The organism is Mangrovibacter sp. MFB070, from assembly GCF_000705335.1.
In the GTDB taxonomy this organism is placed as follows: Bacteria; Pseudomonadota; Gammaproteobacteria; order Enterobacterales; family Enterobacteriaceae; genus Mangrovibacter; species Mangrovibacter plantisponsor.
This window is the reverse complement of record NZ_JJMI01000025.1, coordinates 475,103-495,631: the sequence shown is the minus strand read 5'-3', so window position 1 is coordinate 495,631 and position 20,529 is coordinate 475,103. Positions and strand designations below refer to the sequence as shown.

21 protein-coding genes are annotated in these 20,529 nt (G+C 51.0%); 13 read left to right on the top strand and 8 right to left on the bottom strand.

What is annotated here, in order from left to right; translation table 11 throughout:
- Window positions 1-81 precede the first annotated feature (81 nt).
- The gene (locus DT73_RS14490; RefSeq protein WP_036110838.1) at window positions 82-1,791 is read right to left on the bottom strand and encodes a lysophospholipid acyltransferase family protein; all 1,710 of its coding nucleotides are present in this window, start codon (window positions 1,789-1,791) and stop codon (window positions 82-84) included.
- A gap of 165 nt (window positions 1,792-1,956) precedes the next feature.
- On the opposite strand from DT73_RS14490, the gene DT73_RS14485 reads away from it, so the two are divergent.
- The 3 genes from DT73_RS14485 to DT73_RS14475 all read left to right on the top strand — a co-directional run bounded on the left by DT73_RS14485 (window position 1,957) and on the right by DT73_RS14475 (window position 4,383).
- Window positions 1,957-2,466 (top strand): DUF2946 domain-containing protein, encoded by a 510-nt coding sequence (locus DT73_RS14485; RefSeq protein ID WP_036110835.1) that lies wholly within the window; start codon window positions 1,957-1,959, stop codon window positions 2,464-2,466.
- Window positions 2,467-2,541: 75 nt separating this feature from the next.
- Window positions 2,542-3,909 (top strand): PepSY domain-containing protein, encoded by a 1,368-nt coding sequence (locus tag DT73_RS14480; protein WP_152552524.1) that lies wholly within the window; start codon window positions 2,542-2,544, stop codon window positions 3,907-3,909.
- Window positions 3,910-4,083: 174 nt separating this feature from the next.
- Window positions 4,084-4,383, top strand: coding sequence for a hypothetical protein (locus DT73_RS14475; protein ID WP_036110249.1), 300 nt, complete (start codon window positions 4,084-4,086; stop codon window positions 4,381-4,383).
- A gap of 88 nt (window positions 4,384-4,471) precedes the next feature.
- Here DT73_RS14475 and hemB read toward each other — a convergent pair whose 3' ends face one another.
- A complete protein-coding gene (gene hemB / locus DT73_RS14470; protein WP_036110246.1) occupies window positions 4,472-5,449 on the bottom strand; it encodes a porphobilinogen synthase in 978 nt (325 codons plus the stop codon).
- Between the two features lie 109 nt (window positions 5,450-5,558).
- The gene (gene ampH, locus DT73_RS14465; protein WP_036110243.1) at window positions 5,559-6,716 is read right to left on the bottom strand and encodes a D-alanyl-D-alanine-carboxypeptidase/endopeptidase AmpH; all 1,158 of its coding nucleotides are present in this window, start codon (window positions 6,714-6,716) and stop codon (window positions 5,559-5,561) included.
- Between the two features lie 187 nt (window positions 6,717-6,903).
- Between ampH and DT73_RS14460 the strand changes: the two genes are divergently transcribed.
- Window positions 6,904-7,434, top strand: coding sequence for an isochorismatase family protein (locus DT73_RS14460; protein WP_036110827.1), 531 nt, complete (start codon window positions 6,904-6,906; stop codon window positions 7,432-7,434).
- Between the two features lie 144 nt (window positions 7,435-7,578).
- The gene (gene sbmA / locus DT73_RS14455; RefSeq protein WP_036110240.1) at window positions 7,579-8,796 is read left to right on the top strand and encodes a peptide antibiotic transporter SbmA; all 1,218 of its coding nucleotides are present in this window, start codon (window positions 7,579-7,581) and stop codon (window positions 8,794-8,796) included.
- A gap of 45 nt (window positions 8,797-8,841) precedes the next feature.
- On the opposite strand, the gene DT73_RS14450 is transcribed toward sbmA, so the two are convergent.
- The gene (locus DT73_RS14450; RefSeq protein WP_051691413.1) at window positions 8,842-9,138 is read right to left on the bottom strand and encodes a DUF2755 family protein; all 297 of its coding nucleotides are present in this window, start codon (window positions 9,136-9,138) and stop codon (window positions 8,842-8,844) included.
- Window positions 9,139-9,395: 257 nt separating this feature from the next.
- On the opposite strand from DT73_RS14450, the gene DT73_RS14445 reads away from it, so the two are divergent.
- Window positions 9,396-9,611 carry a DUF2754 family protein gene (locus DT73_RS14445; RefSeq protein WP_036110237.1) on the top strand — a complete coding sequence of 72 codons (216 nt, stop codon included), beginning with the start codon at window positions 9,396-9,398 and terminating at the stop codon, window positions 9,609-9,611.
- Window positions 9,612-9,616: 5 nt separating this feature from the next.
- Here the strand turns inward: DT73_RS14445 and ddlA are convergent, their stop codons facing one another.
- Window positions 9,617-10,717, bottom strand: coding sequence for a D-alanine--D-alanine ligase (ddlA, locus tag DT73_RS14440; protein WP_036110234.1), 1,101 nt, complete (start codon window positions 10,715-10,717; stop codon window positions 9,617-9,619).
- Window positions 10,718-11,045: 328 nt separating this feature from the next.
- On the opposite strand from ddlA, the gene DT73_RS14435 reads away from it, so the two are divergent.
- The 3 genes from DT73_RS14435 (at window position 11,046) to phoA (ending at window position 14,296) form a co-directional block, all read left to right on the top strand.
- Entirely contained in the window at window positions 11,046-12,260 is a 1,215-nt protein-coding gene (locus DT73_RS14435) for a multidrug efflux MFS transporter (protein ID WP_036110231.1), read from the top strand.
- Window positions 12,261-12,471: 211 nt separating this feature from the next.
- On the top strand, window positions 12,472-12,723 hold the full coding sequence (iraP, locus tag DT73_RS14430) for an anti-adapter protein IraP (protein ID WP_036110228.1): 252 nt from the start codon (window positions 12,472-12,474) through the stop codon (window positions 12,721-12,723).
- A 163-nt stretch (window positions 12,724-12,886) separates the two neighbouring features.
- Complete coding sequence (gene phoA / locus DT73_RS14425) at window positions 12,887-14,296, top strand: alkaline phosphatase (protein ID WP_036110225.1); 1,410 nt, start codon at window positions 12,887-12,889, stop codon at window positions 14,294-14,296.
- 83 nt (window positions 14,297-14,379) lie between these two features.
- Here phoA and proC read toward each other — a convergent pair whose 3' ends face one another.
- Together proC and DT73_RS14415 are read right to left on the bottom strand one after the other, a co-directional pair.
- Window positions 14,380-15,189 (bottom strand): pyrroline-5-carboxylate reductase, encoded by an 810-nt coding sequence (gene proC, locus DT73_RS14420; RefSeq protein ID WP_036110223.1) that lies wholly within the window; start codon window positions 15,187-15,189, stop codon window positions 14,380-14,382.
- Between the two features lie 104 nt (window positions 15,190-15,293).
- Window positions 15,294-16,046 carry a DUF2076 domain-containing protein gene (locus DT73_RS14415; protein ID WP_036110220.1) on the bottom strand — a complete coding sequence of 251 codons (753 nt, stop codon included), beginning with the start codon at window positions 16,044-16,046 and terminating at the stop codon, window positions 15,294-15,296.
- 334 nt (window positions 16,047-16,380) lie between these two features.
- Here DT73_RS14415 and aroL point away from each other — a divergent pair, with 334 nt between their 5' ends.
- From aroL to ppnP, 3 genes are all read left to right on the top strand, one after another.
- Window positions 16,381-16,917, top strand: coding sequence for a shikimate kinase AroL (aroL, locus tag DT73_RS14410; RefSeq protein WP_036110820.1), 537 nt, complete (start codon window positions 16,381-16,383; stop codon window positions 16,915-16,917).
- A 361-nt stretch (window positions 16,918-17,278) separates the two neighbouring features.
- A complete protein-coding gene (locus DT73_RS14400) occupies window positions 17,279-17,962 on the top strand; it encodes an AroM family protein (RefSeq protein ID WP_036110817.1) in 684 nt (227 codons plus the stop codon).
- Between the two features lie 73 nt (window positions 17,963-18,035).
- Window positions 18,036-18,320 carry a pyrimidine/purine nucleoside phosphorylase gene (ppnP, locus tag DT73_RS14395; protein WP_036110215.1) on the top strand — a complete coding sequence of 95 codons (285 nt, stop codon included), beginning with the start codon at window positions 18,036-18,038 and terminating at the stop codon, window positions 18,318-18,320.
- A 161-nt stretch (window positions 18,321-18,481) separates the two neighbouring features.
- Here ppnP and rdgC read toward each other — a convergent pair whose 3' ends face one another.
- Window positions 18,482-19,399: a recombination-associated protein RdgC gene (gene rdgC / locus DT73_RS14390; protein WP_036110212.1), complete on the bottom strand. Its 918-nt coding sequence runs from the start codon at window positions 19,397-19,399 to the stop codon at window positions 18,482-18,484.
- A gap of 126 nt (window positions 19,400-19,525) precedes the next feature.
- Here rdgC and mak point away from each other — a divergent pair, with 126 nt between their 5' ends.
- Complete coding sequence (mak, locus tag DT73_RS14385) at window positions 19,526-20,437, top strand: fructokinase (protein ID WP_036110208.1); 912 nt, start codon at window positions 19,526-19,528, stop codon at window positions 20,435-20,437.
- Window positions 20,438-20,529 lie beyond the last annotated feature (92 nt).

Here is a 20,529-nt window from a genome sequence, read left to right as displayed (position 1 = left end):
AGAAAAGGGGGTAAATGATAATTATAATCAGTTATTTTTGCAATGTTGAGCCATCCCGCCAGGCTGACGGGATGGCCGCTATCAGGCTTCTTGTGATAAATGGGTGCCGATATAGCGCTGGTACTTGCTGCTCTTCAGGTAAGTGAGATCAACCAGAACCAGGCCATCAATGCAGTCGTTGAAGTCCGGGTCGCTGCCGAAATCAATAAACTGCACCCCTCCGGGTTCACACAGTTCTGAATATTGCTTGTAAAGTGGCGGGATACCGCACCCCATGTTATTCAGGCGTTGCTTCAGGTGCGCCAGGTCTTGCTGGTAATCTGTGCCGGTAAACTCACCCAATACTTCCGGGAGTGAAGAAGGCCAGGGGCGGCGCGACACGCCCAAAGGGCAGGCAGGGGCAAACCACAAGCGGTAAAAAGCCACCAACAAGTGGCGGGCTGCCAGCGGCATACCACCCGAAATAGACACGGGCCCAAACAAATAACGGTAGTCCGGGTTACGTGCCAGCCAGGCGCCGATGCCATACCACAGGTAATCCAGCCCGCGTCTCCCCCAATAGCGGGGTTGAATAAAGCTACGACCCAGCTCAATTCCTTGTGCCAGAATGGGTTCCATTTCCTGCTGGTAGTCGAACAGGCTGTGGCTGTATAAACCAGTGTAACCCCGTTGTTTCAGTGCATCTTTGCCTGGCATAAAGCGGTAGGCACCCACAATTTCCAGTGCGTCGTCATCCCATAACACCAGGTGCCAGTAGTCGTCATCCCAGGCGTCAACGTCACGGCGCTTCCCGGTACCTTCGCCCACAGCCCGAAAGGCGATTTCCCGTAACCTTCCCAGCTCACGCAAAATGGGCGTTTCTTCTGCGCCATTGCGCCGCCAGAGGTAAATGCGTTTCCCGTCGGGGGCATTTCCCAGGCATTCAGCCTGGCTAAGGGCCTGGCGCAGGGTTTGCCTGTCTTCCGCCGGGGCAATGCCTTTTTCAGTACGGAAATACCCGGTGTCGCGTTTCCCAAGTTCATGGACATGCTCGCGAAACCGTGCTGCCAGCTCACGGGATGGTTGGTTAGCTTGCCAGCCAGACCAGGGAATGCGTTCGCCAACTCTGACTGGTAACCTGCTACCGCGCAGGCGGAACATTTCGCGAATCAGCAACAGGAGCGATAACCCCGGTGAAATCAGGGATGTGAGATAAAACAGGGCGCTATTACGTGCCTGAATTTGTACTGGCAGAATCGGTGCCTGGTAACGCCTGGCGAGCTTGATAAACCCGGCAGACCAGGGCCGGTCACTGATTCCTTCAGGCCGCCAGCGGGCCACTTCTCCGGCAGGGAAAAAGATTAATACGCCCCCTGCGGCAAGGTGATTATCCATTTCTGTCACTGCCGATTTGCGTACCTGGTTGTTCATGTTGTCTACGGCGATAAACAACGAAGAAAGCGGTTCAAGCTGGCTAAGAATGCGGTTTGCCACTACTTTGATATCGCGGCGAACGCGCGAAATGGCATACAACAGCAATAAACCATCGGCGGTGCCGGTGGGGTGGTTGGCAACTACAACTAATGGCCCGTGGCCGGGAATTTGTTCCAGATCCCTTGCCGGGATATCACACTGTATTTGCAAGTGCTCCAGCACTTGCTCCACCATATCCAGCCCCTTGAGGTGACGGTAATCTTGCGCAAACTGCTGGAAATCCTGTTCGTGAAGTAAGCGTTTGAGCATACGCACGGCGCGTTCGCCGGGCTTGTGGTGGGGATATAACTCATCCAGTACGTTGTCGATACTAAACACGGTCATTCCTCCTCTATTTTGAGGCTGACCTTAAAGCGGCAACATGACAGGTGCATGTCAGCGGGGTGACGTTCTTGTGGCGTGCTGCTGACTGCCATTTTTGTGCAACAAAACAATTTCTGTTCATGTACAATTGCGCAACATTTTGTTCTGGCAGGCCGTGTTTTGTTGCATTATTTCCACGCCAGAGTGGGCCGGGTGGGTATTTTTCTGGCACTGCTCGCTATCTTTATGCTGTTTGTTGCGCCCGTTGTGTCAAAAACACTGGTGCGACAAGGGTTAATGACGCCTGAAATGGGCGACATGCTAATGCCCGGCATGGCGATGATGCAGCATGAACCACAGATGATGCAGCATGAGCCAGCAATGGCTCATGAACAGGCCGGAGAACAGCACGGGATGCACCACGCATCATCCGGGGAAAACACCGCTTATCATGAGGTTGTGCACAACAGCACAACCACACCGCAAGTGAACTGGATGGATGATGCGGCTTGTGGCTATTGCCAGTTATTACTGCATATGCCGCTTATCTTCTGGGTTGCCGCATTATTATTGTGGTGCCTGATTACATTGCGGCGCACGCCTGCTGTTGTGCTGGTGTGTGTACCGGCATTCCGCGGGTGGTTTCGTCCATTCCTGGCCAGGGCTCCGCCTGTTTTGGTTATCCACTAACACTTATTTTGCTGTGCGGCTTTCTTGATAGCTGCACCGCTGTGTCATTTCTGGATAACTGATTACAGGTAAGCCATGACTTCTGAAATATTACCGGCTGGTGGCCGGGGCGCTGTTGTGCAGTTGCTGCGCCGGTTGCATTTTTATATTGGTCTGTTTGTCGGGCCGTTTATTTTCCTTGCCGCACTTACCGGGACGGCCTATGTCCTGACTCCGCAACTGGAAAATGCCTGGTACGCCAGCACGTTGTTTGTTACGCCACAAGGTGAAGCTCAGCCATTATCCCGCCAGGTGGAAGCGGCCAGGCATTATGCAGGGCCTGCTGAACCCTTTTATGCTGTGCGCCCGGCACCCGGTCCGCAAGATACCACCCGGGTACAGTTTGCTGACCCGGAACTGGGTGCTTCACGTTCCCGTGCCGTGTTTATTAACCCGTATACCCTGGCGGTAACCGGTGATATGCCAGTTTACGGGACCAGTGGGATTTTACCGTTACGCACCTGGATTGATGAATTTCACCGTAGCTTGCAACTGGGGGTTTTGGGCCGTAATTACAGCGAACTGGCTGCTTCCTGGATGTGGGTGGCGGCAGTGGGTGGCATGCTGCTGTGGTGGCAAACCCGGGTAAAAAAACGGCGCAATGGGCCAGTGCGTGGTGCCAAAGCGCGCACCCGCCACTGGCATATTATGCTGGGGTTAACCCTGCTGGTGGGGATGGTGTTTTTCTCTGCCACCGGGCTGACCTGGTCGCGCTGGGCCGGGGGCAATATTGATACGCTGCGTAGTGAGCTGGGCTGGATGACACCGCAAGTCAGTACATCCTTGACGGCAGATGGTACACCCACACCAATGGACCCGCATGCCATGCATCATATGCAGGGTGGCATGATGATGGCAGGCCCCGTCCAGGACTGGGATAAGGTTCTGGCTGCAGCAAGGCAGGCGGGCATATCAGCAAATAAAATTGAAATTCGCCCGCCGAAAAAAATGGGCACGGCCTGGACAGTGACGGAAATTAACCGCGCATGGCCCACCCAGGTAGATGCCGTTTCCGTAAACCCGTCGAATTTCCAGATTGTTGATGCCGTGCATTTTGCCAATTTCCCGCTGGTGGCGAAACTCACCCGCTGGGGAATTGATGCTCATATGGGGATTCTGTTTGGCCTGGCTAACCAAATCCTGCTGGTAGTATTCGGCCTGGGGTTGTGCGTGTTAATTGCACTGGGCTACCGCCAGTGGTGGTTACGCCGCCCGGCCCGAAGTGAACAGCCATTGAGTGCTGCCTGGGCTGCGTTACCTGGCGGGTTACGTATTGCCGTAGCGGTGTGCGCGGCCGCACTTGGGTATTGCCTTCCGGTGATGGGTGTAAGTCTGGCGGCTTTTTTGGCGGTGGACGTGTTGCGCAGCTACCTGGCCCGCTCCCGGTTGGTATTGAGTGAGTGAGCCCGGTGGTGGTGGCTGGTGGTTGCGTGATCCTTACTGCAAATATTAACAACTCACTGCGTAAGGATGCGTAGCCACGCAAAGTTTTACGGAGTCGCGCTTGAAATGCCATCTGTTACCCGCACAATTTGGGCGGGTAACATTGCCCGGTGACACAAATGTAAGGATACATTTATGACGACGGTTTCATTGAAAATTGAGTCGGGTGCCACACAATCAACGCCACCAAAAGGTTTTCGTAGTTGGCTGACGTTTTGGGAAGCTCAGCGCGGGAAACATGCAGCAGAGTGTGAAGCATTTGGTTGCGACCGCGAAGTAACCGAAGCAGGAAGAGTGATTAAAGTCGGCAAAGAAGATGGGGTGTATATTCTGCCGCTATGCGACCGCTGCAGTAGCCAGGCCAATACCCGGATTTTTAAAGCCTGGGATAAAGACCTGGTCATGCTGACTCCGGAGCCGGAAGCTGTTACTTAAGCGGTACAACACTACCGGCCCCGGTCTGTTACGGTGTGACACAAAGCAGGAAACCTGGCTTCCTGCTTTTTTTGTTGGCATGAGCCTGTTACAGGATATTCTTCTCTGCCAGGTCCAGTGCGAAATAGCTGAGAATGATATCAGCGCCAGCACGCTTGATTGCCCCCAGGCTTTCCAGCACCACATTTTCTTCGTTAATTGCCCCAGCAATTGCCGCCAGCTTAATCATCGAGTATTCACCGCTCACCTGGTAGGCGGCCAGTGGCAGCGTGGTACGTTCGCGAATATCACGCACAATATCCAGATACGGGCCCGCGGGTTTAACCATCAGCGCATCTGCGCCTTCTGCTTCGTCCAGCAGTGATTCACGAATGGCTTCACGGCGGTTTAGCGGGTTCATTTGGTAGGTTTTACGGTCACCTTTCAGGGCTGTACCTGCCGCTTCACGGAACGGGCCGTAAAATGAAGAAGCAAACTTAGTGGAATAGGCCATGATGGCGGTTTCACTGAATCCGGCAGCGTCCAGCGCCTGGCGAATGGCTTTTACCTGGCCGTCCATTGCGGCAGAAGGGGCAATGAAGTCAGCACCCGCAGCAGCAGCAACCACAGCCTGTTTGCCGAGGTTTACCAGGGTTGCATCGTTATCCACACCGTGGTCGCACAGCACGCCACAGTGGCCGTGGCTGGTGTATTCACAAAAGCAGGTATCAGACATCACTACCATTTCTGGTACGGTGGATTTGCAGATACGTGACATCCTGGCGACCAGGCCATTTTCATTCCAGGTATCGCTGCCTGTTGCATCGGTATGGTGAGAAATACCAAATGTCATTACACCGCGAATGCCTGCTTTAGCGATGCGCTCAATTTCATAAGCAAGGCGTTTTTCCGGGATACGCACTACACCTGGCATGGCTTCTATCGGGGTGTAATCATCCAGGCCTTCTTCAACAAATATTGGCAGAATCAGATCATTGCGGGTCAGTGTGGTTTCTTCGAACATGGCCCGAACAGCAGGTGATTTGCGTAACCGACGTGGGCGGTTAGCCAGATTAAATTCAGACATAGTGCTTTCTGCTCTTCATCGTTGTTATCAGTGATGCCAGTATACCTGAATGGCAAATGGTTATTTTACGATTCGCGCCCACAACAACCGGGAATGGGCGCGAATCGTGTCAGGATGACGGGATAACCAGCGGTTTATTATTGCTCAGCGCGGCAACCAAATCGTTCACGCCATCACTCATAGTGGTGAAGCGGGTTGACGCAGAGCGTGTCACCACAATAAACACACCAATATTGTCTTGTGGGTTCATCGCAATATAAGTAATAAAGCCACCGGCACCGCCGGTTTTTTGAATAATACCTGGCCGGCCATCTTTCGGTGCCATATAAACCCAGCCTAACCCCAGCGCATCGGCTTTACCGGGAACATCCATTCCCACCAGGCGGGTTAACTGCCCGCGTTGGTATATCAGAGTTTGCATTCGGTCTGCTTGTGCTGAGCGGTGGTAGACATCGGACGATAAAAATTGCTGCATCCAGCGCATCATATCTGCCGGTGTTGAATACACGCCTCCGCTACCAATTGCGGCAAGGGTGTTATTGCACGGGCTGGCACTTTTCTCGGCCACCATTAACCTTCTGCACTGGTCTGGTGAAGGCGTATAGGTGGTGTCTTTCATGCCGAGAGGGCGAGTAATGTATGTGTCAAACAGTGAAACCCAGGATTGCCCTGCCGCGCGGGACAGGGCATCAGCCAGCAGGTCAAACCCCAGGTTTGAATAGGCCGCTACGCTGCCTGGCGTGACTTTCAGGCTGGCATGTGACAACCAGTTCCAGCGCTGGGTATAAGTCGGCCAGACAAATACCGGGCGGTGCGCCGCTCCCCCTGGTTGTTCCCGCGGTAAACCACTGGTGTGAGTTGCCAGGTTTTCCAGCGTAATAGGAACGCCATTGTGGCCAGGCACAATATCACCGGCAGGGGCGAATTTTTGTAGCGGGTCATTGAGCTTTACCACACCTTGCTCTGCCAGTTTGACCAGCATTTCACTGGTCATCAGTTTGGACAGTGAAGCGATGCGAATCACTGAATCCAGTTGCGGGCGCACATTACTGCCAGGCCTTGTCTCACCGAAGCTGCGGAAAACCCGCTGGTTCCCGTCAATTACCACCATTGCCATGCCGGTTGCAGAGGTTCCGTAGTAAATCAGGTTGGCATAACGGTCAACAATATCAGCCGCAAGCAGCGGGTCGGGAGATGGGCTGGCTTTTACCACCAGTGGTTGTAATGACATCAATAATGCCGTAACGGCGAACAGACAACGTTTCAAGGCGAATCCTGTGTGTAAAACCACTCGATAAAATGGGTATTTATACTACTTCTGGCGTATGTGCAAAGTGATAAATGCAAATGATTGTCAACCGCCTGGTTTTCAGGTTATTCGCTCACTTTGTATGGCGCTGTGTTTGGCGATTTGTGCTGTGGTAATATCTTTTTTTCTTCGGGGGTGAATGGCTATGGTACAGCGTCAGGCAGTAATGGTAGTCGATATGCAGTTGGGTGTGTTTGCGACGGAACGTGTCGCGCGTGACTTGTGTTGCCAGCGTATTAATCAACTGATTGATGCCGCTGAACAGGTTATTTTTATTCAACACGCGGAAGCAGACATGCAGCCAGGCACAGAGGCTTTTGAGGTACTTCCGGAGCTCCATCAACCAGCAAGTGCGTTACGTGTGACTAAAACAGCCTGTGATGCCTTCTGGCACACTTCTCTGGCTCAGGAACTGGAATCCGCTGGCATTACTGAGTTTGTAGTATGTGGGTGCGCCACTGACTTTTGTGTCGATGCGACAATAAAACGTGCTGCTGGCCTTGGCTACCGTGTAACAGTGGCGGAAGATGCGCATACCACGGCAAACCGCCCGGCGGCAAATGCAGAGGTACTGATTGCTCATCACAATGATGTCTGGCGTAATTTTACCGTGCCGGGCAACCCGGTGCTGGTTCAGCCCGTCGCCAGCATTCTGGCACAATGGGCCGGGGCGTGATTTTGTCAATCTGTTTCATGCTTTGAAACAAGTTTTGCAACGCCCTGGTAGCAGAAAGCGTTATGGTTAATGGAGACGGAAGTCCGGCCAGCGTCGCAGTAAGCAACAACCCAATAACGAGAAGTTATTTTCAGGAGTTCTTTCATGTTCAAGTCTTTTTTCCCCAGACCGGCAGCCTTTTTCCTGTCGGCTTTTATCTGGGCGATGATTGCAGTGATTTTCTGGCAGGCGGGAGGGGAGAGTTGGCTGGAACACTTAGCCGGAGTCACCAACAAAGTACCGATTAGCGCCGCTCGCTTCTGGTCCGGGTGCTATTTGTTGTTTTATGCATACTACCTGTTTTGTGTGGGTGCCTTTGCTCTTGTATGGTTTAAAATCAGCCCGCATCGCTGGCAATACTGGTCTATTCTTGGTTCTGCTTTAATTGTCTTTGTTAACTGGTTTCAGGTAGAAGTCAGTGTGGCGATTAACGCCTGGTACCAGCCGTTTTACGACCTGATCCAGCGAGCGCTGGCAAAACCCAATAGCGTGCCTATCAATCAGTTTTATAACGAACTGGGCGTTGTCCTGGGGATTGCGCTGATAGCGGTTGTGGTGGGAGTACTGAATAGTTTCTTCATTAGCCACTATGTGTTCCGCTGGCGTACCGCCATGAACGAACACTATATGGAGCACTGGCAGCGCCTGCGCCATATAGAAGGGGCAGCACAGCGTGTGCAGGAAGATACCATGCGCTTTGCTTCCACGTTGGAAGACATGGGTGTCAGCCTGATTAACGCCATCATGACCCTGATTGCTTTCCTGCCTGTGCTGGTGGCGTTGTCGCCCCATGTTCCTGAGTTACCCATCGTGGGGCAGATCCCCTATGGCCTGGTGATCGCGGCTATTGTCTGGTCTCTGTTTGGTACCGGTCTTTTGGCTCTGGTCGGGATAAAACTGCCGGGGCTTGAGTTTAAAAACCAGCGCGTTGAAGCGGCTTACCGAAAAGAACTGGTGTACGGTGAAGACGACAAAATGCGCGCAACGCCGCCTACGGTAAAAGAGCTGTATACCGGGGTGCGTAAAAACTATTTCCGCCTCTATTTCCACTATATGTACTTCAATATTGTGCGCATTCTGTATCTGCAGGTAGATACGGTTTTTGGTATTTTCCTGCTGTTTCCGTCGATTGCTGCAGGCACCATCACACTGGGGCTGATGACGCAGATTACCAATGTGTTCGGGCAGGTTCGCGGGGCATTCCAGTATTTGATCAGCTCCTGGACAACCCTGGTAGAATTGATGTCAATTTATAAGCGTTTGCGCAGCTTTGAACGGGAGCTGGATAACATTCCGGAACCGGAAGAAGTGGAAGTAGCCTGATAACCTGGCTGGTTGCCGGGAGCGCAATACTCCCGGCAAAAAACATTACAGACGGCGCAGTTTAAACACCAGCGCCAGTACCGCCAGAATAAAACCGCCCGCCAGTACAGGCACCAGCCCAAAAATAGTGCTGACCAGCATACTCATTTCAATAACCGGCCCGTCTGTTTGGTTGTTCGTCTGTAGCAAGTGTTCAAAAATACCTTGCGAATGAGACAACATATTGAGTAAGTGTGAACCTACCCAGAAACAAAACAATACGAAAACTGCATAAGCAATATTCCCCGGCAGCGTTGCTTTGGGGCGAGCCCGGGGCAGGTTACGAATTGGCAGGTCTGTCATAGTGCACCCTCTTGCCGTAATTGTTACGCGCATGGCAAATATTGAGAAAGTACCAAGAGTGTTACAGCCTGGTGTCACGCCGGACATCAGAATAGTGGTAATTTGGGTTACGGAATAATCCTGGTTTTTACAGACTGTAATACTTGTCATATTTCTGTGCCCTGGCAGAACGTTTCTGCGGCGCGACACACGACACAGACCGGCGGTACAGAATATTGGATAATGGTTGTTTATTGGGTAAATGGAGCCTGTTGTGTATGACTCTGAGCACGAAACTTCGCCGTGACTGGCACTATTATGCGTTTGCTATTGGGCTGATTTTTATACTCAATGGTGTGATAGGGCTGGCTGGTTTCCCCACTGAAGGGTGGAAAAGTTATTCTGTGGGGCTGGTTACCTGGGTTATCAGTTTTTGGCTCGCGGGGAAAATTATTCGCCGCCACCCGCAGGCAGCGGCAGAAGAACAAGAGTAAAGCAATTAATGCGCAACGCTGCTTTTCAGTGCGTTATCTTGTTGGTGGCGTTCCAGTGCAAGCTCTATCAGGCGGGTGATCAACGCCTGGTAGCTTAACCCGCTGGCCTGCCACAATTTGGGGTACATGCTGATATTAGTAAATCCAGGTAATGTATTGATTTCATTAATAATAACCTGGTTTTCTGGTGTCAGGAAAACATCCACACGCGCCATGCCCAGGCAATCCAGAGCCTGGTAAGCTTTTACAGCAATGGCCCGGATATTATCACTGACTTCTTCAGTAAGCGCTGCCGGGACAACTACGTCGGCGCCCTGGTCGTCAATGTATTTGGTGTCGTAAGAGTAAAATGCACTTTTCACGACAATTTCACCGCATACGCTGGCCTGCGGGTCGCCATTCCCCAGTACAGCACACTCAATTTCTCGCCCGTTAATTCCTTGTTCAACCACAACTTTATGGTCGAACTCAAAAGCAAGGTCTGTGGCTGCGATAAACTCAGCTTCACTGGTCACTTTACTCACGCCAACAGAAGAACCCTGGTTGGCGGGTTTAACAAACATCGGTAAACCGAATTGCTGTTCCAGTGCCTGGAAATCATAGCGATGGCGATTGGTGCGGGTCAGAGTGACAAACGGCGCAATTTTCAACCCGGCATCACGCAAGAGGCGCTTGGTAACGTCTTTGTCCATGCACATGGCGGAACCCAGTACACTGGAACCGACAAACGGCAGGTTTGCCATGCGCAACATGCCCTGCAAGGAGCCATCTTCACCTAACGTGCCGTGGACTATCGGGAAAATTACGTCAATTTGGCCCAGCGAATGCGCGCTGCCTGAGTCTATCAGTTGGTTTTGGTCAACACCCGGCACCAGCGCCACGTTTTTATCTGAACGGTTCAGGGCAATTAATGCCGGATTGTTTGCATTCAGGAGATAGCTGGATGCGTCGTTAATATGCCACTGGCCTTGCTTATCAATACCCAGAAGGACAACGTCGAATTTTGTTTTATCAATGGCGTCGACAATATTTTTTGCCGACTGAAGGGACACTTCATGCTCGGAAGATTTACCGCCAAACACGATCCCCACACGTAACTTTGCCATGTCGCACATTCCTGAGGCTTATCAAAAACGACACCATATCACGCTGGCGAGGTGGATTCATGTGCTTCATGAACAGGAAGTGAAAAGGGGAGCAAAGTGCTGTTATTTTGTCCATTTTGCTATCCGGAAAAAGCGGGCAGGTTGTGCCGAATGAGATGCTGCACAGCCAGCATACTTGCATATCAGTTATCATATTTGTACTACAAATCACGCTTGTTGCCCGATAAACTACCAAAATAATAATAATGGCATGTTATGTGAGAGCCGATGAATAGTTCGCTGTTATGCTGGCGCTACTTCATCATCTTTATCTCGCAGTGTTTTCTGTATGGAATCCTGGAAAGTTAACCTTATTTCAGTCTGGTTTGGCTGCTTTTTTACCGGGCTGGCTATTAGCCAAATTTTACCTTTTTTGCCGCTGTATATTTCCCAGTTGGGTGTGCATTCCCATGAAGCATTGTCGATGTGGTCCGGGTTTACGTTCAGCATTACTTTTCTGGTTTCCGCGATTGTAGCGCCCTGGTGGGGCAGCCTTGCCGACCGTAAAGGGCGTAAGCTGATGCTACTGCGTGCATCACTGGGTATGGCTGTCACTATTTTGCTGCAGGCATACGCCACCAATGTCTGGCAACTCTTTATTCTGCGGGGCCTGATGGGGCTGACTTCGGGTTATATCCCTAACGCTCTGGCGCTGGTTGCCTCTCAGGCTCCCCGGGAACGCAGTGGCTGGGCGATTAGCACTTTATCTACCGCGCAGATAAGCGGTGTGATAGTTGGCCCATTAATGGGCGGGATCCTGGCGGATAACTTCGGGCTACGACCGGTATTTTTACTTACCTCTGCTCTGTTGATGGTCAGCTTCTTAGTGACCCTGTTTTTAATTAAAGAGCGGGCCCGGCCAGTACAAAGCAAGGCCGACCAGTTAAGCGGTAAAGCCGTATTCAAAGCACTGCCTTACCCTTTTTTGATAGTTAGTTTGTGTGTGACTACACTGGTAATTCAGCTGTGTAATGGTTCTATTGGGCCGATTCTTGCCCTGTTTATTAAGTATCTTGACCCTGGCAGTAATAACATTGCGTTTATGAGTGGGCTGATTGCCGCTATTCCGGGTATTCCTGCTTTACTCGCCGCGCCACGCCTTGGCCGCCTGGGCGACCGGATTGGCACCGATAAAATTTTAATGGGTGCGCTGATCTTTGCTGTGGTGCTGTTTTTCTCTATGAGCTTTGTCGCCACGCCGGTGCAACTGGCGGTGTTACGGTTTTTATTAGGCTTTGCCGATGGTGCTATGCTTCCGGCGGTACAAACCATGCTGGTGAAATATTCCACTGAGCAGGTAACCGGGCGTATATTTGGGTACAACCAGTCATTTATGTACCTGGGCAATGTTGTGGGGCCATTGATGGGGGCCAGTGTTTCAGCATTAATCGGTTTTCGCTGGGTGTTTGTGGTTACTGGTGTGGTTGTTGTGCTGAATATTTTGCAGTTTGCTTTGGTATTGCGTAAGCGAAACCAGTTAGCTGCAGCCAGGCGTGAAAGCTAATCTTCCGGTGAAGCTGGTTTTTTTGTGTTGTGAGTTTTGTTTATCTGATGGCGCTTTCAGTTTGAAGGTGCCTGAATAATCATTTATTACCATTTGGTTTTTCAGATTATCCTTGGGTAATGGTCGGGTCATCAAAAAATAGTGTTGTTATTCTTCTAACTGAACGCGCAATATAGCGAATTGTTTGCGTATTCCTTCAAGGAGCTGCAGCATGAAAAACTTAATTGCTGATTTGCTTATCACGCTGGCTGAGAAAGAAGACGCTACAAGAGAACTTGTAGCCCAGGTTGAAGCACTGGAAGTGGTTGTTACCGCATTATTGAAAGGGATGGGGGAACAACAACGCCAGAGCCTTATTGGTAATATTGAGACAGCGCTTGACGATCTTCGTCCGGGGGAAGATGTGCCAGACCCGAATATTGATCTGTTGAGCCAGAATATAAAAAAAATATTGCATTATTAAGTTGTTCTGGCGGTGATTAATCAATATACCTGCAGGTATTGCGGCGGCTGGAGCGAATAAAGCTGCGATGGTTTTTGCTATATACCTGTCATGGCACTGTCATAATGATTAACTATTGTCTCCTTGTATTGCAAAAGGTAAGTAATTTTACAAGGAGATACAAATGTTCAAACCAGCCTGTTGTATGGCGTTATTGCCATTACTCATCTCTGCAACTGTTTGCGCTGCAGAAACCCCTGACCTGATGGACAGAGCTGCACAAGGTGATTTATCTGCACCTGGTGGAGCAAGGCGCATTACTCAGGATCAAACCCAGGCGTTACGCGACTCCCTCAGTGATAAACCAGCAAAAAATGTAATTTTGCTGATTGGCGATGGCATGGGCGATTCTGAAATTACCGCTGCACGTAATTATGCGATGGGGGCAGGCGGCTATTTCAAGGGCATTGACGCACTCCCGCTTACTGGCCAGTACACCCACTACTCACTCGATAAACAAACCCATAAACCTGACTATGTTACGGATTCAGCGGCATCAGCTACAGCATGGAGTACCGGGGTGAAAACCTTTAACGGTGCGCTGGGGGTAGATGTAAATAGCAAACCTCATCCCACTATTCTGGAACTGGCAAAAGCTGCCGGGCTGGCCACCGGTAATGTCTCCACAGCAGAAATTCAGGATGCCACACCAGCGGCGCTGGTTGCTCATGTGACATCACGTAAGTGCTATGGCCCAACAGCAACACTGGAAAAATGCGCAGCGAATGCCCTGCAAAACGGTGGCGCGGGATCTATCAGTGAACAATTATTGAATGCCCGTGCCGATGTAACTTTAGGCGGTGGTGCCAAAACCTTCGCAGAAAACGCCGTTGCTGGCGACTGGGCCGGGATGTCTTTGCTTGAACAGGCTGAAAAACGAGGCTACCTGGTGGTAACGGATGCTAACGCACTTGAGGCTGTTCAGTCCGCTAATCAGGATAAGCCGGTGCTGGGGTTATTCTCTGAGGGCAATATGCCTGTACGCTGGAATGGCCCAAAAGCCTCGCACTATGGCAACCTGGAAAAACCACCTGTCACCTGTGAAGTGAACCCGGCGCGCACCGCGTCAGTGCCAACACTTGCTCAAATGACAGAGAAAGCCATTAACCTGCTCAGCCAGAATAAAAAAGGGTTCTTCTTGCAGGTAGAAGGGGCATCGATTGATAAGCAGGATCACGCGGCGAACCCATGTGGGCAAATTGGTGAAACTGTGGACCTGGATGAAGCAGTGCAAAAAGCGCTAGAGTTTGCGCGTGAGGATGGCAACACCCTGGTGATTGTAACCGCAGACCATGCGCACGCCAGCCAGATTATCCCGCCAAAGACCAAAGCACCGGGCCTGACTCAGGCACTGAATACCAAAGATGGCGCCATTATGGTGATGAGCTACGGTAATTCGGAAGAGGATTCCCAGGCGCATACGGGTACACAGTTGCGTGTGGCGGCTTACGGCCCTCATGCTGCTAACGTTGTGGGCCTGACAGACCAGACCGATTTATTCTGGACGATGAAAAACGCCTTAGGCCTTGAGTAACCACGCCCCGGGCAACAAGCAAATAAATGGCGCGCATTCGTGTTTGCGCGCCAGTATTGAATACCCGGCAATCGCCTGTAAATTCAGCTTTTACTGAGTGCTTTGGATTTTTCCATACACTGCTGCATAGCTTCAATTACTGCGGAACGGAAGCCTTTTTCTTCAAGCACTTTTACCGCTTCAATGGTGGTTCCACCTGGCGAACACACCATATCTTTCAGTGCTCCCGGGTGTTGCCCGGTTTCCAGAACCATTTTTGCTGACCCCATTACAGCCTGAGCTGCAAAACGGTATGCCTGGGCGCGCGGCATGCCACCCAGCACGGCGGCATCGGCCATGGCTTCAATAAACATGAACACATAAGCCGGAGATGAGCCACTGACACCCACAACCGGGTGAATCATGGCTTCGCTGACAACTTCTGCTTCGCCAAAACTGCGGAATATCTCCAGAACGTCCTGCAGATCTTCTTCTGTGATAAGTGCGTTAGAAGTTACCGACGTCATGCCCATATTCACCAGCGAAGGGGTGTTCGGCATGGCCCGAATGATTTTGCGGTCATGGCCTACGGCAGTTGCCAGTTGGTCTAAAGTGATACCGGCCGCGACAGAAACCAGCACTGCATCTTTATTCAGGCTGCTGTTTATGTTGCTGAGCGCCTGAAGAATGATGTTGGGTTTAACGGCTGCGAAAATTATATCAGCCTGTACAGCAACCTCTTCTGCACTTTCTGCGGCGTTAATTCCCCATTGTTGATGCAGTGCGGTGACTTTATCGGCTGATGGGGTATAGACCCAGATTTGGCTGGCCGCGACTTTGCCGCTGTTAATTAACCCGCCAAGAATCGCTTTCCCCATATTTCCGCAACCAATAAAGCCTATTTTTCTGTCCACGCGTCGCTCCCGTAAGTTTATGTTTCTTTGATGTTAACAAGCATAGATTACCCCGGTTTCACTGGGTATGAAACCGCAGGAAGGCAGGAAGATGAAGGCCGGGGTTAAACCCAGCTATCGTCATCGCTGTTAAACCCGTCGCCGAAACTACTGCCAAAATCAGTGTTGTTATCCAGAAAGGAATTATCGTTGCCCGTAAATGCATTGTCATCTCCCAGCCCCGGGTCGCCATAAAAGCGGTCTGTGGCATCGGTGAACCCCTGGGTGCCATCTGGCTGAAATGCTGTGTCGTTACCCTGGATGCCGGGCATAAAGCCATTCAGGCCGGAAGCAGGTTCATTAATGATATTCACGATTTCTTCCGGGCGAGAAGAATGGAACAGGCCAGTAAGCATATTCCCCAACACCATACCACCGGCAACACCCGCTGCGGTTTGCAGGGCGCCCGACAAGAAACCACCGCCACTACGCCCATTATATGCCGGAGCATAAGTGGGCTGCTGTGGCGGGTACCCCACAGGCGGGTGTGGTGCGGAGTAACCTGCCTGTGGCTGAGGTGTGGCCGTATGCCCGCCACCAAACAGCCCTGAAAGGAAACCGCCGCTTTTAGGCTGTGAAGCTGCGGTTTGCAACTGGCTGACCTGGTCTTGCAACTGCTGAATTTGGCTGTGCAGTTTGCGAATGGCAGCATCCTGAATGAGTAGCGTCTGCGCCATATAATAAGGTGCTTCGGGGTGTTTCGTGAGGTGCTGCTGGATTAATTGCATGGCCTGCTCATCACGGGGTGAGCCACTGTGTTCCGCTGTTTCAAGGCGCTGAAACAGCCCGTCTATCAGGTTTTTTTCTTCGGGTTGCATAATATGTATCTCCTGCAGGTGAAGTATTCAGTGTGCATTATTTCTGTGCAGTAAAAAGGGGCTACAACGTAAAGCTTTTCAGAATATTGTTACCGTTTGCAGGCCATTGCTCTTGTGCTTCACCGGGCATTTCCAGTATGGTTACTGCCCGCTTCTGACATGAATTGTTTACAGCGAATTTTATTCAAGAATCCTTGTGCAGTAAGGAATTTCTTGTTTTAAAAACTTAGCTGTAATGAAAAATTTACATGTGTACAAGGCGTAATTAATGGTAAAGTGGCAGACCACTGATATCTGTCACTTGTTCGTTGTGAAAAAAGAGGAATGTAAATCCATGACGCAACCCATTTTTCTTGTTGGCCCCAGGGGAAGCGGAAAAACCACTATTGGTCAGGCGCTGGCTAAGGCGCTGGGGCTGCAGTTTATTGATACCGACCACTGGTTACTCTCAACGAGCGGAATGTCTGTGGCAGAAATTGTGGAGCAGGAAGGGTGGGATGGTTTCCGTCAGCGGGAAAGCCAGGCACTGAAGTCGGCAACCCAGCCAGGTGCTGTGGTCGCGACCGGAGGTGGTATTATACTGCGGGACGAAAACCGTGAGTTCATGCGTGAACAAGGGGTGGTTCTTTATTTGCGCGCTTCAGTGGATACGCTGACCCACCGCCTGGAAGCATTCCCCGATGAAGGCCAGCGCCCTACGCTAACAGGCAAAACAATTACCGATGAGATTTCTGAAGTCCTGGCTGCGCGTGAAGCGCTCTACCAGCAATCTGCTCATCACTTTATTGATGCTTCTCTGAGCCCTTCTGAAATAGTTGCCGATATTCTGCAACGTATCCCGGCCTCCGGTGCCAGCAAAGCGGCCAGCTAATTTCCCTTAATTCCCCGGCTCACGCCGGATTGTAGCTATACTGGTTATGTGTGGCGGAGATGTTAACACGAAGAATACGGTGGGTAAGAAATCTGTATTCTTTGCGGTTGGCATTGTGCCTGTACCAGTCAGCATCTCCCTTCACAGCGGTGTGTGATCATGGTGTTTTATCTGCTGGTTTATCAGCATACTGCACATGTTCCGATGCCGTGGTTTACGTTTGGTTACGATTGGTAAATATATCCGCAGGATTTTTTGCCAATTGCTGCCAGAATTAATGATCATTTTATGATCAATTTTTCCAATGCAGTGGTTAAAGACCATGTTAAATCAAGCTGTTATAGATCATGGTAAAAATGTGTTGCAGTCGACAATGGCGATACTGTGTATCGACACTATGCCCGTCGGTGAAATGCTGCCTTTACTGTCTGAGCATATTTCTGAGCAACAAATTACTTACCTTACTCTTCTGGGTAACAAAACACGTGCCGAAGTGCTGGCGCAATACGGGGCCGATGACGACGCCAGCGAACCAACTATTTTGGCGTTACTGGCTGATTTTCAGCGTGTTCGTTTATCGCGATACAAAATTGAACAGGCATTACACGCTATCCTTAAGGTTCTGGATAACCAGGGTTTTGAAGTGATCTTGTTGTTAAGCCATGTGCGTTTTCATGGCCTGCACACCGCAAATGCGATGTTGCTGGAACCTGAACGCCTGATCCCGCCTCTGGTTGCTTCTATTGTGGGTGGGCACCAGGTTGGTGTAATCCTGCCTCAACCGGAGTTTCAGGCAGGCCAGGAAGCAAAATGGGGGCGGTTATATATGTCGCCAGTGTATGGTCTGGCAAACCCATTAACCCAGGATGATGACGCTTTAGTTGCTACCGGGCGTAAAATGTTGGACCAGGGTGCAGATGTTTTAGTGCTGGATAGTCCTTGTTATCACACAAAGCACAGAGATTTATTGCAAAAGGCACTTGATGTACCGGTATTATTGTCTAATTCGCTGGTGGCGAGGCTTGCCAGTGAAATCATGAACTGACTTGTGAATTTGGGTGACGGCCTGCAATTTGCTGTTTATAGTGTTTTTTTGTCAGTTCATAAGGGTTCAGTAAATGCTTCAGTCGAATGAATATTTTGACGGTAATGTGAAATCCATTGGTTTTGTTAGCGAAAGTGCCGGCCGGGCCAGTGTTGGGGTGATGGAACCCGGAGAATACACTTTTGGTACCGGGCAGGCGGAAGAAATGACCGTTGTTTCCGGGGCGTTAACGGTACAACTGCCAGGTGAAAGTGAATGGAACACTTTTGGCCCGGGTACACAGTTTAATGTTCCTGCTAACAGCGAATTCCACCTGAAAGTGGCTGAAGCAACTGCATATTTGTGCCGCTACTTATAAGTAGCTAGCAATGAAAGGCAGGGAAAGCTTACGTTTTTCCCTGCCTTTTTCATCAATCTCAAGCAATACCGCAGGGCAGTGCTTTGGCTGTTGTATGCTAAGGCGAACGGGCAGATTTGCTACTCACCTGAGCCCGTGCTCTGACGGGCTTTTCTGTTTGCTTACTGGTTGGTTGCTTCCCCACCCAGGGCTTCGGTCAGTTGAGCAATCAGGGCAGAGAGTTCGCCAGTCATCAGCGTGAAATCAGCATCGAAGCGCTGTGCGACATCTTCGCGGTCGATATCGTCATTTTGCTCGCGTAGTTCATCGGCAAATTTTAAACGTTTCAGTGAGCCGTCGTCCGCAATAACAAATTGCACACGTTGTTGCCAGTCCAGAGCCAGTTTGGTGACCACTTTACCGGCATCAATATGCACGGTGATTTCATCGGTCATCAGATCCTGTTTTTTGCAGCGCACTACACCACCGCCTTCCAGAATGGCTTTGAGCTCTGCTTCATCCAGTAACTGAAACCCCTGAGGCACATCACCGCTTTTCAGCCATTCGGTGAGGCTCAACTCAATGGGAGTAGCCATGCTGAGCGGCACAACAGGTAATGAACCGAGGCTTTTGCGCAGCAATGCCAGCGTGTCTTCTGCTTTTTTGGCACTGGCGCTGTCTACCATGATCAGGCCATTGACACTGTCGATCCACATCATAGTCTGGCTGAAACGGCTGAATGCCCTGGGCAATAAGTCTTGCAGTACTTCATCTTTGAGTGCGTCTTTTTCGGTTTTGCGTAGCTTGCGCCCCTGGTCGGCTTCGAGTTTATTAATTTTTGCTTCCAGTGACTGCTTGATAACAGGTGAAGGGATAATCTTTTCTTCTTTGCGGGCACAAATCATAATTTGCCCGGCTACCGCGTGAGTTAATGCATCGCCACCTTTGGCTCCCATCGGTGCAACCCAGCCTGTCTTTGCCATATCCTGGCTACCGCATGGGCGAAATGCCATATCAGCCAGTTTTTGTTCCATTTCTTCCGCACGCAGTGATACGTCACGGTTTAAGCGGTAGACCATTAAATTTTTGAACCACAGCATGTTTGTTCCCCGGCTGTTAGTAAAAAGGCAGCGGGCATGATACCCAATTGGCGCGAGCCTTTCATTGCCTTTTCCTGATACGCAACATAGGCTCTGTTCATTGGGCCAGAAAATAAGGAGTGACAGGTGAGAATTGGCATTGATCTGGGTGGGACAAAAACGGAAGTAATAGCCTTGAGTGACGCGGGTGAGCAACTGTTTCGCCACCGGGTGGCAACCCCACACGGTGATTACCAGGAAACATTGAATGTCATTGTTGAGTTAGTTAACCAGGCTCAGGCCCATACCGGGCAACAGGGTACTGTCGGCATTGGTATTCCGGGAACCTTGTCACCACAAACGCACCTGGTCAAAAACGCCAATTCTGTTTGGCTGAATGGGCAGCCTCTGGACCAGGATCTCACCGCAAAATTAGGGCAACCGGCTCGCCTGGCAAATGATGCCAACTGCCTTGCGGTGTCTGAAGCTGTTGATGGCGCGGCAGCGGGTGCCGGGGTGGTATTCGCAGTGATTATTGGCACCGGGTGTGGCGCCGGAATCGCCATTGGTGGGCGCTGCCATGCGGGAGGCAACGGGACTGCCGGTGAGTGGGGGCACAATCCACTGCCCTGGATGGATGACGATGAGCTACGCCACCGGGATGATGTCGCCTGCTATTGCGGCCAGCGTGGCTGCATTGAGACCTTTATCTCCGGGACAGGCTTCGCGACCGATTACCAGCGGCTGAGTGGCCACTCACTTCGCGGTAGTGAGATTGTTGCCCTGGCAGCAGGAGGTGATGCTCTGGCAGAACAGGTTTTATGCCGTTATGAGCAGAGGCTGGCTAAATCACTGGCGCATGTAGTGAATTTGCTTGATCCAGATGTGATTGTGCTCGGCGGTGGCATGAGCAATGTTGACCGTTGGTACCAAACCGTACCGGGGTTAATGAATAACTGGGTATTTGGGGGCGAATGCACCACCCCGGTTCTCAAGGCCAAACATGGTGATTCCAGTGGTGTCCGGGGTGCTGCCTGGTTATGGCCGCAAGAGAAATAAGCGCAAACCCGGGTAAGCCAGAGCCAGTGTGAAAGTGAGCCATTACTGACATAACTTTTGGCGTGGCTTTTGATATAGCTTTTAACATAGCT

Excerpts from the sequence above, each read along its gene's own strand:
- DT73_RS14480 (WP_152552524.1), top strand. The coding sequence starts at position 2,542 with ATGACTTCTGAAATATTACCGGCTGGTGGCCGGGGCGCTGTTGTGCAG.
- DT73_RS14475 (WP_036110249.1), top strand. The coding sequence starts at position 4,084 with ATGACGACGGTTTCATTGAAAATTGAGTCGGGTGCCACACAATCAACG.
- hemB (WP_036110246.1), bottom strand. The coding sequence starts at position 5,449 with ATGTCTGAATTTAATCTGGCTAACCGCCCACGTCGGTTACGCAAATCA.
- DT73_RS14460 (WP_036110827.1), top strand. The coding sequence starts at position 6,904 with ATGGTACAGCGTCAGGCAGTAATGGTAGTCGATATGCAGTTGGGTGTG.
- sbmA (WP_036110240.1), top strand. The coding sequence starts at position 7,579 with ATGTTCAAGTCTTTTTTCCCCAGACCGGCAGCCTTTTTCCTGTCGGCT.
- DT73_RS14450 (WP_051691413.1), bottom strand. The coding sequence starts at position 9,138 with ATGACAGACCTGCCAATTCGTAACCTGCCCCGGGCTCGCCCCAAAGCA.
- DT73_RS14445 (WP_036110237.1), top strand. The coding sequence starts at position 9,396 with ATGACTCTGAGCACGAAACTTCGCCGTGACTGGCACTATTATGCGTTT.
- ddlA (WP_036110234.1), bottom strand. The coding sequence starts at position 10,717 with ATGGCAAAGTTACGTGTGGGGATCGTGTTTGGCGGTAAATCTTCCGAG.
- DT73_RS14435 (WP_036110231.1), top strand. The coding sequence starts at position 11,046 with ATGGAATCCTGGAAAGTTAACCTTATTTCAGTCTGGTTTGGCTGCTTT.
- iraP (WP_036110228.1), top strand. The coding sequence starts at position 12,472 with ATGAAAAACTTAATTGCTGATTTGCTTATCACGCTGGCTGAGAAAGAA.
- phoA (WP_036110225.1), top strand. The coding sequence starts at position 12,887 with ATGTTCAAACCAGCCTGTTGTATGGCGTTATTGCCATTACTCATCTCT.
- DT73_RS14415 (WP_036110220.1), bottom strand. The coding sequence starts at position 16,046 with ATGCAACCCGAAGAAAAAAACCTGATAGACGGGCTGTTTCAGCGCCTT.
- aroL (WP_036110820.1), top strand. The coding sequence starts at position 16,381 with ATGACGCAACCCATTTTTCTTGTTGGCCCCAGGGGAAGCGGAAAAACC.
- ppnP (WP_036110215.1), top strand. The coding sequence starts at position 18,036 with ATGCTTCAGTCGAATGAATATTTTGACGGTAATGTGAAATCCATTGGT.
- rdgC (WP_036110212.1), bottom strand. The coding sequence starts at position 19,399 with ATGCTGTGGTTCAAAAATTTAATGGTCTACCGCTTAAACCGTGACGTA.